The organism is Streptomyces sp. NPDC027672 (assembly GCF_055566335.1).
Genome location: NZ_JBVHSO010000009.1, coordinates 291,352 through 303,429, shown reverse-complemented (window position 1 = coordinate 303,429; position 12,078 = coordinate 291,352). Strand labels below are relative to the sequence as shown.

9 protein-coding genes are annotated in these 12,078 nt (G+C 73.3%); 4 read left to right on the top strand and 5 right to left on the bottom strand.

Annotated elements, in window-relative coordinates; translation table 11 throughout:
* Positions 1 to 156: 156 nt before the first annotated feature.
* Both ACZ4SV_RS23185 and ACZ4SV_RS23180 read left to right on the top strand, forming a co-directional pair.
* Positions 157 to 1,932 carry a TIGR03767 family metallophosphoesterase gene (locus ACZ4SV_RS23185; protein WP_468006211.1) on the top strand — a complete coding sequence of 592 codons (1,776 nt, stop codon included), beginning with the start codon at positions 157 to 159 and terminating at the stop codon, positions 1,930 to 1,932.
* Positions 1,933 to 2,027: 95 nt separating this feature from the next.
* Positions 2,028 to 3,155 carry a serine hydrolase domain-containing protein gene (locus tag ACZ4SV_RS23180; protein WP_468006210.1) on the top strand — a complete coding sequence of 376 codons (1,128 nt, stop codon included), beginning with the start codon at positions 2,028 to 2,030 and terminating at the stop codon, positions 3,153 to 3,155.
* A 21-nt stretch (positions 3,156 to 3,176) separates the two neighbouring features.
* On the opposite strand, the gene ACZ4SV_RS23175 is transcribed toward ACZ4SV_RS23180, so the two are convergent.
* The 3 genes from ACZ4SV_RS23175 to pepN all read right to left on the bottom strand — a co-directional run bounded on the left by ACZ4SV_RS23175 (position 3,177) and on the right by pepN (position 7,923).
* Positions 3,177 to 3,995 (bottom strand): SGNH/GDSL hydrolase family protein, encoded by an 819-nt coding sequence (locus tag ACZ4SV_RS23175; protein ID WP_468006209.1) that lies wholly within the window; start codon positions 3,993 to 3,995, stop codon positions 3,177 to 3,179.
* Positions 3,996 to 4,094: 99 nt separating this feature from the next.
* Positions 4,095 to 5,135, bottom strand: coding sequence for a hypothetical protein (locus ACZ4SV_RS23170; protein ID WP_468006208.1), 1,041 nt, complete (start codon positions 5,133 to 5,135; stop codon positions 4,095 to 4,097).
* A gap of 205 nt (positions 5,136 to 5,340) precedes the next feature.
* Positions 5,341 to 7,923, bottom strand: a complete 2,583-nt coding sequence (gene pepN / locus ACZ4SV_RS23165) for an aminopeptidase N (RefSeq protein ID WP_468006207.1) — start codon at positions 7,921 to 7,923, stop codon at positions 5,341 to 5,343.
* A 139-nt stretch (positions 7,924 to 8,062) separates the two neighbouring features.
* Between pepN and ACZ4SV_RS23160 the strand changes: the two genes are divergently transcribed.
* Entirely contained in the window at positions 8,063 to 8,734 is a 672-nt protein-coding gene (locus ACZ4SV_RS23160; RefSeq protein WP_468006206.1) for a mycothiol-dependent nitroreductase Rv2466c family protein, read from the top strand.
* 122 nt (positions 8,735 to 8,856) lie between these two features.
* Here the strand turns inward: ACZ4SV_RS23160 and ACZ4SV_RS23155 are convergent, their stop codons facing one another.
* Positions 8,857 to 9,504 carry a superoxide dismutase gene (locus ACZ4SV_RS23155; protein WP_468006205.1) on the bottom strand — a complete coding sequence of 216 codons (648 nt, stop codon included), beginning with the start codon at positions 9,502 to 9,504 and terminating at the stop codon, positions 8,857 to 8,859.
* A gap of 146 nt (positions 9,505 to 9,650) precedes the next feature.
* Positions 9,651 to 11,036: an amino acid permease gene (locus ACZ4SV_RS23150; protein ID WP_468006204.1), complete on the bottom strand. Its 1,386-nt coding sequence runs from the start codon at positions 11,034 to 11,036 to the stop codon at positions 9,651 to 9,653.
* Between the two features lie 401 nt (positions 11,037 to 11,437).
* On the opposite strand from ACZ4SV_RS23150, the gene ACZ4SV_RS23145 reads away from it, so the two are divergent.
* A complete protein-coding gene (locus ACZ4SV_RS23145) occupies positions 11,438 to 12,019 on the top strand; it encodes a biotin transporter BioY (protein WP_468006203.1) in 582 nt (193 codons plus the stop codon).
* Positions 12,020 to 12,078 lie beyond the last annotated feature (59 nt).

Here is a 12,078-nt window from a genome sequence, read left to right as displayed (position 1 = left end):
ACCCCGTGATCCACGTCCGGTGATCGGTGTCACGCGTTGCGGCCGCGTTCACGCACAGGCCATTCCCGCTGCCAACGATCCACGGTGAGCGGGGCGTTCGCGTCCGTGACGGCCCGCGACCACCGTCGACGCGTACGCACCCGGGGAGATCGCGCCATGCCGCGCACACGCTCTGCCGCCGCCCCCGCCGCGGGGCCCCACCGCCGTTCCGTCCTCGCCGCCGCCGGCGCGGCCGCGCTCTCCGCGGGCGCCGGCTTCGCCCTGCGCCCCGCCGACAGCCAGGCCGCCACCACCGCCGCACCCGCCGGTGCCGGCACCCCCGCCGGGGCGCCCGCCGCCGCCCGGAACGCCGCCCCGGCGGCCCCCGCCGCCCCCTACACCAAGGGCACCACCCTCGCCTCGGTCGCCACCCCGCTCAACGGTTCCGGCTACCGCCGCCTGGGCGACGGGCCCGGCTGGCCCCGGGTGGTGCGCGCCGAGCTGGCCGCGCCCAAGGCGGGCCGGGAGCACCGCCGTACCGTCCTGGCCGCCTTCGTGCAGTTCACCGACCTGCACCTGATGGACGTCCAGCACCCGCTGCGCCTGGAGTACCTGCGCGCCGTCGACACGCACGCCTGGCGTCCGCACGAGGCGCTCACCGTGCCCGGCGCCGTGTCCCTCGTGGAACGGGTCAACGCCCTGCGCGGCGCCCCCGTCACCGGCGCCCCGCTGCGCTTCGTGATGACCACCGGCGACAACACCGACAACAACGCCCGCTGCGAACTGGACTGGTTCCTGCGGGTGATGAGCGGCGGCCGGATCACCCCGAACACCGGCGACCCGAGGCACTACGAGGGCGTGCAGAACAGCGGTCTGAAGCTGTACTGGCAGCCCGGCTCCACCGCCCGCGACCACGACAAGGCGCTCGGCTTCCCGCACCTGGAGGACTTCCTCGCCGCCGCGATCCGCGAGGTGACGAGCCCCGGCCTGCGCCTGCCCTGGTACTCCACCGTCGGCAACCACGACGCCCTCCCGCTCGGCTGCTACGGCTCGCACGGCGACCGCCGCCTCGCCGAGGCCGCCGTCGGCGGCCGCAAGCTGATGAGCGTCCCCGCCGCCGACGCCCGCCGGCTCCAGGACTCCCTCAAGCACGCCGAGGACCCCAAGGGCGCCGGCTACCGCGACTTCCTCACGGCCCACGCCCGCTCCGCCCGCCCGGTCACCCCGGACGACCGGCGCGCCCCCTACACCCGCGCCGACTACCTCAGGGCCCACCTGGACCCCGCCCACCAGGGCCACGGTCCGGCCGGGCACGGCTACACCCCGGCCAACCTGGACGCGGACACCCAGTACTACGCCTTCCGGATCTCCGACGACGTCCTCGGCATCAGCCTGGACACCACCGACCCCGGCGGCCACTACGACGGCTCCCTCGGCACCGCCCAGCTGAAGTGGCTCGGCCGGACGCTGAAGGCCCACAAGGACTCCTACGCCGTCGTCTTCAGCCACCACACCAGCAAGACGATGACCAACACCCGGCCCGACCCGGCCCGCCCCGGCGAGCGGCGGCACGGCGGCGCCGAGGTGCTCTCCGTGCTGTCCGCCCACGCCAACGTGCTGGCCTGGGTGAACGGGCACATCCACAAGAACGTCGTCACCGCGCACCGGGCCGCCGCCGGGCGCTCCTTCTGGGAGATCTCCACCGCCTCGCACGTCGACCACCCCCAGCTCGCCCGGATCATCGAGCTGACCGACAACAAGGACGGCACGCTCTCCCTGTTCACCACCCTGGTCGAGGCCGCCGCCCCGCACCGCACCGACTACACCGACCTCTCCCAGACCGGCCTGGCCGCCCTCTACCGCGAGCTGGCCTGCAACGCGCCCGGCGCCGGCAAGACCCTCGCGGGCGGCGCGCGCGACCGGAACACCGAGCTGGTGCTGAAGAAGGGCTGAAACCCGCCCCACCGCCGTGCCCCCGGGCAACCTCCGCGCCCCGCCCCGGGTCCCTTCCGCCGACCGCACCACCCACCCACAGGCTGGGGACAGACATGCGCGCACGCACCGCTTGCCCGGGCATCACCGCCCTGCTCCTGACGGCGGCCCTCGCCGCTCCGGCCGCCGCGGCCGGCTCCGCGCCCCACGGTCACACCGCCACCCGGGAGGCGGTCGCGGCCGCCGTCGCCGCGGGCGTGCCCGGCGCGACCGCCACCGCGCGGGACGCCCACGGCACCTGGTCCACGGCCGCCGGCACGGGCGACACCCGCACCGGCGAGCCGCGTTCGACGGCCGACCGCTACCGCGTCGCCAGCATCACCAAGACCTTCGTCGCCACCGTCCTGCTCCAGCTCGAAGCGGAGGGCCGGCTCTCCCTGGACGACACGGTGGAACGGTGGCTGCCGGGCGTGGTCCGCGGCCACGGCCACGACGGCCGCGAGGTCACCGTCCGGCAGTTGCTGAACCACACCAGCGGCATCCACGACTACCTCGCCGACCCCGACTTCGCGCGCGCCTACTTCACCCCGGAAGGCTTCTTCGCGCACCGCTACCGCACCCTCGCCCCGCGGGACCTGCTGGACTACGCGCTGCGGCACGAGCCGGACTTCGCACCGGGCACCTCCTGGCGGTACTCCAACACCAACTACGTCCTCGCCGGCATGGTGATCGAGAAGGTCACGGGCCGCCCGTACGCCACCGCGGTCGACCGCCGGATCATCGCGCCGCTGCGGCTGCGGGCCACCTCCGTGCCCGGCACCCGGACCACCCTGCCCGAGCCGAGCGGCCGGGCGTACTCGACGTTCAAGGTCCCCGGCCGGGCGGTGTACGACGTGACGGACCTCAATCCGTCCATGGCGTCCTCCGCCGGCGAGATGATCTCCGACTCCGCCGACCTGACCCGCTTCTACGGCGCCCTGCTCGGCGGCGGGCTGCTGCCGGCGCGGCAGCTCACGGAGATGAGGACCACGGTGGCCACCGACACGCCCGGCATCCGCTACGGCCTCGGTCTGACGGACACCCGGCTGGCCTGCGGCACGCATGTCTGGGGCCATGACGGGGGCATCCACGGCTCCGCCTCCAAGGTGGCGGCGACGGCCGGCGGCCGGCACTCCCTGGCGGTCAACTTCAACGCCGACTGGACCGGGGACACGGGGGCCGTGGTCGAGAAGGAGTTCTGCTGACCGCCTCCGCGCGCGGTGCTCCTACCGCCACCCGGACACGCGGGTGAGGACCGGCAGGTAGCCGAGCGACTGCCCCGGCGCCGTCGGGTGGTAGGACTCGGTCAGCGCGAACACCTCGATGCTGTGCATCCAGGGCGTGGCCGAGCAGATCTCGTGGCCGGCGAAGGCGGCGGTGACGTCGGCGAAGGTGAAGCCGTGGGCGGCGGCGCGTGCGGCGATCACGGCGTTGAGGTGGTCCACGGCGTCGTTGACCGCGCCGCGTTCGCCGTCCGGCAGGCCCAGCCGGCAGGCGCCCGCCAGGTGGTACAGGTGCGGATAGCCCAGCACCACCACCCGGGCGGCGGGCGCCCGGTCCCGGATGGCCGTGTAGAGCCGGTCCAGGCGGTCCGTGAGCGCGGTGTCCATCGTGGTCCGGGACCGGGACACGGCGCCGTCGCAGCGGCTCTGGCCGCCGAGCGCGCAGGTCGCCAGGACGCCCGCGAAACCCGTGTCGCTGCCCCCGGCGGTGAGCGTGACCAGGCCGGTGCGCGGGCTGAGGTGGCCGAGCTGATCGGTCAGCACGTCCTCGGCGCCTGCGCCGTTGCAGGCGGCGAAGGTGAAGGAGCGCGGCGCGTGCGCCTCGGCCCACAGCGCGGGAAAGGCCCGGCTGCTGCGCTTGCACTCCTTGCCCGACGCCAGGTAGTCGCCGGCGCCGACACCGGAGGAGTAGGAGTCGCCGAGGGCCACGTAGCCGTCGGCCACGGCCCGGGAAGCCACCTCCGCCGTCGCGGGACCGGCGAACGCGCAGGCGGACGCGAGGAGCAGGGAGCAGGCGCCGACGGCTATACGGGACTGTTTCATGCCTCTCCTCTACCGTGGCCGGCGCCGCCCCGCCCGCCGTGCCGGTCCATTGCGGTGAGCCCTCACCCGGCCGGCCCAGGAGAAGTCGCGCGGCCGGCGTCACCGGGGCAGCACCACGACGTGCGCGGCCGGCTCGCGGTCCCCGGCGGCCATCAGCGCCGTCCGCACCACCGCCGCCTGCTGCTCCGGACAGTCCCGCAGCTTCCTCGGATCGACGTGCACGACCGTGATGCCGAGCCGCTCCAGGTGCTCGCGCCGGGCCGCGTACCGCGACCAGGGGGCGCCGTCGTCCGGCCGGGCCGCCCCGGTGTCCAGCTCGACCGCCACCGCCTGGTCCGGCCAGTAGGCGTCCAGGCCGCCCAGGTGCGGGCCGCCGGGCAGCCTCAGGCCGACGTTCCAGACCGGGTCGGGCAGACCCTGCTCGCGGACCATCCGGTACAGGCGGTCCTCGGCGAGCGACCGGCCCTCGGCGAGCAGCGCCTCCACCGCGTCCACCACGTGCGGGCGGTGCAGCAGCCGCGCCCGCGTCAGCTCCCGCACCACGGCGGCCGGTTCGCAGTGGCCGCCGCGCACCGCCTCGGCCAGCAGCCGCCGTACCGTCTCGGCGTCCGTGTGGTCCGCCACCGCGTCCGCCAGCGCCCGGGGCACCGGCGCCACCGGCAGCCCCGTCACCAGCCGCGGCTCGGGCAGGTCGCCGGTGCGCCGGACGCGGACGTAGCCCGCGCAGCGCAGCCGGCGCGTCCGGGGGACCAGCACGTCCACCTGGTCCAGGCCGGACAGCGCGGGGGCGGTCGAGAAGCCGTGCAGGGCGAGCGCCGCCAGGCCGGTGAGCACCGCCTCCGGGCGCGGCGTGCGGGGCGTGCCGGCGGCCGTCGGCTGGGCCGGCACACCGCCCGGCTCCGCCGCGCGGGCCGCGTACAGCAGGGCCCCGTGCAGCCGCTCCTCGCCGGTGGGCGGGCCCGGGTGCAGCAGGACCACGTGGGGCAGCAGCTCCCGCCAGGGGCCGTCCGGGCCGCACCGCGCGGTCTGCTCGGCCGCCGGCACGCCGTGGGCGCGCAACTGGGCGGTGGTCAGGACCCGGCGGTGGGCGTCGGCGAGGTGGCGGAGCGGGCGCGGGGACAGCGGGGTGTTGTGCGTCATGGTGTCGGGATTCCCGCACCGGGACCCGCCTGTAACCGCTGTGACACATCCGTCGAGGAATCCGGACAAGACGGCACTAAAGGTCAGGTGTTCGGATGCCGACAGGAGACGGGAAACCCCTGGTCCGCTCGGGTGCGGACCAGGGGTTACGGGTGACTTCGCCCGGATTTCGTAACGATCGCCGGCGGGCGGTTCCGGGCCGGGGTCAGTGGCCGGCGGCCGCCGCGTCGCACGCCTGCGCGCGCAGTGCCCGCGCCAGGTCGTCCCGCGCCTCCAGCACCAGCCGGCGCAGCGCGGGCGCCGCGTCCTCGTGCGCCGCGAGCCACGCGTCGGTCGCGTCCAGGGTCTCCGGCCGGTCCTGGAGCGCCGGGAACAGCCCGCGGACCACGTCCATGCCGATCTGGATCGACCGCTCCCGCCACACCCGCTCGATCGCGGCGAAGTACAGCGGCGCGTACGGCGCGGTCAGGTCCCGCTGCGACGGCTGGGCGAAGCCCGCGATCACCGCCTCCACCAGCGCGTTCGACAGCGCGTCGGACTCCACCACCTGCGCCCACGCCTGCGCCTTGACCGCCGCCGACGGCCGCGCGGCCAGGCAGCGCACCTGGTGCCGCTTGCCGGACGCCGTGTCGTCCCGGGCCAGTTCCGCCGCCAGCACCGACTCGTCCGCCGCCCCGTGCGCCGCCAGCGGCTCCAGGAACACCCAGCGCAGCTCCTGGTCCACCTCCAGGCCCTCGACCTCGGTGGTGCCGTCCAGCAGCTCCCGCAGCAGCTTCAGGTCCGGCTCGGCCGCGGCGACGGCCGCGAGGAACCGCGCCCAGGCCAACTGCTGCTCACTGCCCGGCGCCGCCGCCCGCAGCTCCCGCAGCGCGCCGTCCGCCAGCGCCCGCCCGCCGGTCTCCCGCCAGCCGGGCGCCGCGTAGTGGACCAGCGCCGAGTTGGCCCAGGCGTGCAGCATCTGGAGCACGCCGATGTCCGACTCGCGGCCCGCGAACCGCAGCACCAGCGCGATGAAGTCCCGCGCCGGCAGCAGCCCGTCCCGGGTCATGTTCCACAGCGCCGACCAGCACAGCGCGCGCGCCAGCGGATCGGACAGCGCGCCCAGGTCCGACCGCAGCGTCTCCAGCGAGGCCGTGTCGAACCGGGTCTTGCAGTAGGTGAGGTCGTCGTCGTTGACCAGCACCAGCGCCGGCGCCTCGGCGCCCGCCAGCTCCGCCACGACCGTACGCGGCTCGCGCACGTCCGTCTCCACGCGCGCGTACCGCTCCAGCGCGCCGTCGGGTGTACGGCGGTACAGGCCCACCGCGATCCGGTGCGGGCGCAGCTCCGGGTGCGACTCCGGGGCCTCCTGGAGGACGGCCAGCTCGGCGATCCGGCCGCCCGTGGTGTCCAGCAGCACCTGCGGGGTCAGCGCGTTGACGCCCGCCGTCTGCAGCCACGACCGCGCCCAGCCGGTCATGTCCCGGCCGCTCGTCTCGCCCAGCACCGACAGCAGGTCGCCCAGGCGCGTGTTGCCGTACGCGTGGCGCTTGAAGTACCGCCGGGCGCCTTCCAGGAACGCGTCCTCGCCGACGTACGCCACCAGTTGCTTGAGCACCGAGGCGCCCTTGGCGTAGGTGATGCCGTCGAAGTTCAGCTTGGCGTCCTGCAGATCGCGGATGTCCGCCGTGATCGGGTGCGTGGAGGGCAACTGGTCCGCGCGGTAGGCCCACGCCTTGCGGCGGTTGGCGAAGGTGATCCAGGCGTCCTTGAAGCGGGTCGCGCCGACGTTGGCGAAGGTGCCCATGAAGTCCGCGAAGGACTCCTTCAGCCACAGGTCGTCCCACCACTCCATGGTGACCAGGTCGCCGAACCACATGTGCGCCATCTCGTGCAGGATGACGTTGGCCCGCGCCTCGTAGGACGCCTGCGTCACCTTGCCGCGGAAGACGTACTCCTCCCGGAAGGTCACCAGACCGGGGTTCTCCATCGCGCCCAGGTTGTACTCCGGCACGAACGCCTGGTCGTACTTCCCGAACGGGTACGGGTGGTCGAAGTGGTCGTGGAAGAAGTCCAGGCCCTGCTTGGTGACCAGGAAGACGTCGTCGGCGTCGAAGTAGGGGGCCAGCGCCCGGCGGCACATCGCGCCGAGCGGGATCTCCAGCTCGGTGCCGTCCTCGAAGGTGCGGCGGTAGGAGTCCGTCACATAGTGGTACGGGCCCGCCACCACACAGGTGATGTACGTCGAGATCGGCTTGGTCTCGGCGAACCGCCACACGCCGTCGAGGAGTTCGCCGGCGCCGTTGCTCCACACCGTCCAGCCCTCCGGGGCCCGCACCTCGAACCGGTACGGCGCCTTCAGGTCCGGCTGCTCGAAGTTGGCGAACACCCGGCGGGCGTCGGCCGGTTCGTACTGCGTGTACAGGTAGACCTCGCCGTCCTCCGGGTCGACGAAGCGGTGCATGCCCTCGCCGGTGCGCGAGTAGGCGCACTGGGCGTCCACCACCAGCTCGTTCTCCGCGGCCAGGTCCTCCAGGGTGATCCGGGAGCCGTCGAAGACCTCGCCCGGGTCCAGGTCCCGCCCGTTCAGCGAGACGGAGGTGACGCGCGGGGCGATCAGATCGGCGAAGCCGGACGCGCCCGGCTCGTTGCAGCGGAAGCGCAGGGTGGTCACCGAACGGAACGTGCGCGGCTCGCCGTCCGTGTCGCCGACGGCGGACCGCAGGTCCAGGAACACGTCGTACCCGTCGACGGACAGCAGGGCGGCCCGCTCCCGGGCCTCGTCGCGGGACAGATTCTCACCGGGCACGGACGGCACTCCCTTGTGATCGCGTGGATGGTCGCGGAACAGGACCGATCCTGCCATGTGCTCCTGACGGCGGACAGCGGGAATGCGGGTGGCGACGCCCTCGTTCACGTGTCAAACGCCTGTTTCGCTGAGGAGCGCCATGTCCGAGACCGCCGCCCCGTCCGGCAAGACCCCCGTCACCCCCGTCGACTTCTGGTTCGATCCGCTGTGCCCGTGGGCCTGGATGACCTCCCGCTGGGTCCTGGAGGTCGAGAAGGTCCGCGACATCGAGGTCCGCTGGCACGTCATGAGCCTCGCCGTCCTCAACGAGGACAGGCTGGACGAGCTGCCCGCCGAGTACCGCGAGCTGCTGACCACCAAGGCGTGGCCGCCGGTCCGCGTGGTCACCGCGGCCTGGCGCAAGCACGGCGACGACGTCGTCGGCCCGCTCTACACCGCGCTCGGCACCCGCATCCACAACAACGGCGAGGGCGCGACCCTGGAGGCCATCGCCGGCGCGCTCGCCGACGTCGGCCTGCCCGCCGACCTGATCGACTACGCCGGGCAGGAGGACTTCGAGTTCGACGCCGAGCTGCGCGCCTCCCACAAGGAGGGCATCGAGAAGGTCGGCCAGGAGGTCGGCACGCCGGTCATCGCCCTGCCCGGTCCCGACGGCGAGCAGATCGCGTTCTTCGGCCCCGTCGTCACCCCGGCCCCGAAGGGCGAGGAGGCCGCCCGGCTGTGGGACGGCACCGTCGCGGTGGCCTCGGTGCCGGGCTTCTACGAGATCAAGCGCACCCGCACCAAGGGCCCCGACTTCAGCAACCTGTGACGGCCGCGCCGTCCCGGCGCGAAGGACCCCCGTGAGTCACGTCCTCACGGGGGTCCTCCTCTTCTCCGCCTGCCGCCGTGAAGGGTGAGAAGACGATCACGAGGCAGGACGCGTGGGGTGCGTCAGGGCGCGAGCAGCAGCACGTCCGCGCGGGAGCGGGCGGCGTCGAGGCGGCGGGCGACGTCCTGCCAGTTCACGACCTGCCACATGGCCTCGATGAAGTCCACCTTCTGGTTGCGGTACTGCAGGTAGAAGGCGTGCTCCCAGGCGTCGAAGACCAGGATCGGCACGGCGCCCTGGCCGACGTTGCCCTGGTGGTCGTAGACCTGCTCCACGATCAGCCGGCCGCTCAGCGGCTCGTACGCCAGCACGCCCCAGCCCGACCCCTGGGTGGTGGCCGCCGCCTTGGACAGCTGGGCCTTGAAGCCGGCGAAGGAGCCGAAGGACTCCTTGATCGTCTCGGCCAGCCCGCCCACGCCGTCGGCGGCCAGCGGCTCGCCGCCGCCCTCCTTCGGACCGGTCATGTTCTGCCAGTAGATCGAGTGCAGGATGTGCCCGGAGAGGTGGAAGGCCAGGTTCTTCTCCAGGCCGTTGACCGAGCCCCAGGTCTCCTTCTCCCGCGCCTCGGCGAGCTGCTCCAGGGTGTCGTTGGCGCCCTTCACATAGGCCGCGTGGTGCTTGTCGTGGTGCAGCTCGATGATCTCCGGGCTGATCACGGGGGCGAGCGCGGAGTAGTCGTAGGGCAGCTCGGGCAGCGTGTAGACGGGCATGGGTGATCCCCTCCGGAACCTTATTGCAAGTCGCTTGCAAGTACACGCTAGCAATAAGTGCGCCCGAGCAACAGAAAGGCCCCCACGTGTCGTTCCGTGGGGGCCTTCGTGCCGTACGCGCCGGGCCGTCGCGCGCGGTGCCGGGGTCAGCTCCGGGCGCGCAGCCGCTGCCAGCCGTACCCGACCGCCGCCAGGCACAGGGTCATGGCGCCGGTGGAGTAGAGCTGCACCCGGGTGTCCGGCTCGCGGGCCATCAGAACGAAGATCGCGACCATGCCGGCCAGCGCCACCCAGGTCAGCCACGGGAAGGCCCACATGCGCACGACCAGCTTCTCGGGCGCCTCGCGATCGATACGGCGGCGCAGCATCAGCTGGGAGACCGCGATGAAGATCCAGACGACCAGGATCACCGCGCCGATCATGTTCAGCAGCCACTTGAAGATGTCGTCCGGGCGCCAGTAGCTGAGCAGCACGCAGACGAAGCCGAGGACGCAGGAGACCATCACCGCGATCCGCGGCACCCCGCCGGACAGCCGCGCCAGCACCCGCGGGCCCTGGCCGCGCTCGACCAGCGAGTAGCCGATGCGCGAGGCGCCGTAGATGTTGGCGTTCATGGCGGAGAGCAGGGCGACCAGGACGACCACGTTCATCAGCTCGCCCGCGCCGGGGATGTCGAGCCGGTTCAGCGTGGCGATGTACGGGCCCTTCTCCATGACCTCCTTGGAGTCCCACGGGACCAGGGTGACGGCGACCGCCATGGAGCCGATGTAGAAGACGGCGATCCGCCACATCGCCGTGCGCACGGCGGAGGCGACCCCGCGCACCGGGTCCTCCGACTCGGCCGCCGCGATGGTGACCGTCTCCAGGCCGCCGTAGGCGAAGACCGAGGCGAGCAGGCCGATCACCAGGCCGTTGCCGCCGTGCGGCAGGAAGTCGGTGAGGTTCGAGGCGCCGGGGGAGTCCGTGCCGGGCAGCACGCCCGCGATGGCCAGCACGCCGAGGATCAGGAACAGGCTGATCGCGCCGACCTTCAGCGTGGCGAACCAGAACTCGAACTCGCCGAAGTTCTTCACCGCGGCCAGGTTCGTCCCGCAGAACACCAGCATGAACAGGGCCACCCACATCCACTGCGGGGTGCCCGGCAGCCAGCCCTGGACGATCTTCGCGGCGCCGATGCCCTCCAGGCCGACCGCCGTACACAGCAGCACCCAGAACGACCAGCCCGCGGTGAAGCCCGCCCACGGCCCGATCGCCCGCTCGGCGTGCGCGGAGAAGGAGCCCGACGACGGGTAGGCGGCCGACATCTCGCCGAGCATCCGCATCACCAGCATCACCAGCAGCCCGGAGAGGGCGTAGGCGACCACGATGGACGGGCCGGCCGCGGCGATGCCCGCGCCGGAGCCGACGAAGAGGCCCGCGCCGATCACCCCGCCGAGGGCGATCATCGACAGATGGCGTTGTTTGAGACCGTGGGAGAGGGAGCCGTCCGGTCGCTGCTGCGGCGAGGTCTTCGTGGGTGTGCTGCTGGGCATGGGCGCGGCTCTCCCAGGGCAAGGGGCGGGTAAAAACCCCGCCAGTGTGGGCGGCCCGTCCGCTCAGGCGAAGGGGTTTCCCATTATCCGGACATAACTTTTACGGAACGCCACCCTCAGGTCACGCTCCGGCAGGCGTCTTCCGGGGGCCGTGTCCGCCGGGGGCCGGGCGGGGTCGGTTTGGCGGGACCCCACAGTCCCGGTGCGCCGGCCCGGCGTGAGCGAAACGTCCCTTCCCTCGTGATCAGCGTCACGCCCGCACCGGTGTAACCGGCGCCCTTTGTCCGGAGCCCACCAAGCGATCGTTCAGCCCTTTGTCGGGCGCTGACGGTGATCGGCACGAGTGCCCCGGTATAGCGTCACGGTGTCCCGACGTGTCCACACCATCCCGCGGAGTCCCCATGAGCACCGCCACCGCCACCGCCCGCCCCGGCGCAGTCCTCGCCGACCTGCTCCCGGCCACCCGCGTCCGCGACGCCGCCCTCGTCCTCGGCGGTGCCGCGCTCACCGGCCTCGCGGCCCAGCTCTCGGTGCCCGTGCCCGGCTCCCCGGTGCCGGTGACCGGCCAGACCTTCGCCGCGCTGCTCGTCGGCACCGCCCTCGGCGCCCGCCGCGGCCTGCTCTCCCTCGCGCTGTACGCGGTCGCCGGCCTCGCGGGCGTGCCTTGGTTCGCGGACGGCAAGTCCGGCACCGGCCTGGTCTCCTTCGGCTACGTCCTCGGCATGCTCCTGGCCTCCGCCCTCGTCGGCGCCCTGGCCCGCCGCGGCGCGGACCGCTCCGCGCTGCGCATGGCCGGCACCATGCTCCTGGGCGAGGCCGTCATCTACGCCGTCGGCGTGCCCTACCTGGCCCTGGCGGCCCACCTGTCCGCGTCCCAGGCGATCGCGGCGGGCCTCACCCCGTTCCTGATCGGCGACGCCCTCAAGGCCGCCCTGGCGATGGGCCTGCTGCCGACGGCCTGGAAGATCGCGGACAAGCGCTGAGGCTCCGGTCCCGAACGCGGCACGGCCGCATGAGCCGACGTACTCCGTCGGTTCATGCG

Excerpts from the sequence above, each read along its gene's own strand:
- ACZ4SV_RS23155 (WP_468006205.1), bottom strand. The coding sequence starts at position 9,504 with ATGCCCGTCTACACGCTGCCCGAGCTGCCCTACGACTACTCCGCGCTC.
- ACZ4SV_RS23175 (WP_468006209.1), bottom strand. The coding sequence starts at position 3,995 with ATGAAACAGTCCCGTATAGCCGTCGGCGCCTGCTCCCTGCTCCTCGCG.
- ACZ4SV_RS23180 (WP_468006210.1), top strand. The coding sequence starts at position 2,028 with ATGCGCGCACGCACCGCTTGCCCGGGCATCACCGCCCTGCTCCTGACG.
- ACZ4SV_RS23160 (WP_468006206.1), top strand. The coding sequence starts at position 8,063 with ATGTCCGAGACCGCCGCCCCGTCCGGCAAGACCCCCGTCACCCCCGTC.
- ACZ4SV_RS23185 (WP_468006211.1), top strand. The coding sequence starts at position 157 with ATGCCGCGCACACGCTCTGCCGCCGCCCCCGCCGCGGGGCCCCACCGC.
- ACZ4SV_RS23170 (WP_468006208.1), bottom strand. The coding sequence starts at position 5,135 with ATGACGCACAACACCCCGCTGTCCCCGCGCCCGCTCCGCCACCTCGCC.
- ACZ4SV_RS23145 (WP_468006203.1), top strand. The coding sequence starts at position 11,438 with ATGAGCACCGCCACCGCCACCGCCCGCCCCGGCGCAGTCCTCGCCGAC.
- ACZ4SV_RS23150 (WP_468006204.1), bottom strand. The coding sequence starts at position 11,036 with ATGCCCAGCAGCACACCCACGAAGACCTCGCCGCAGCAGCGACCGGAC.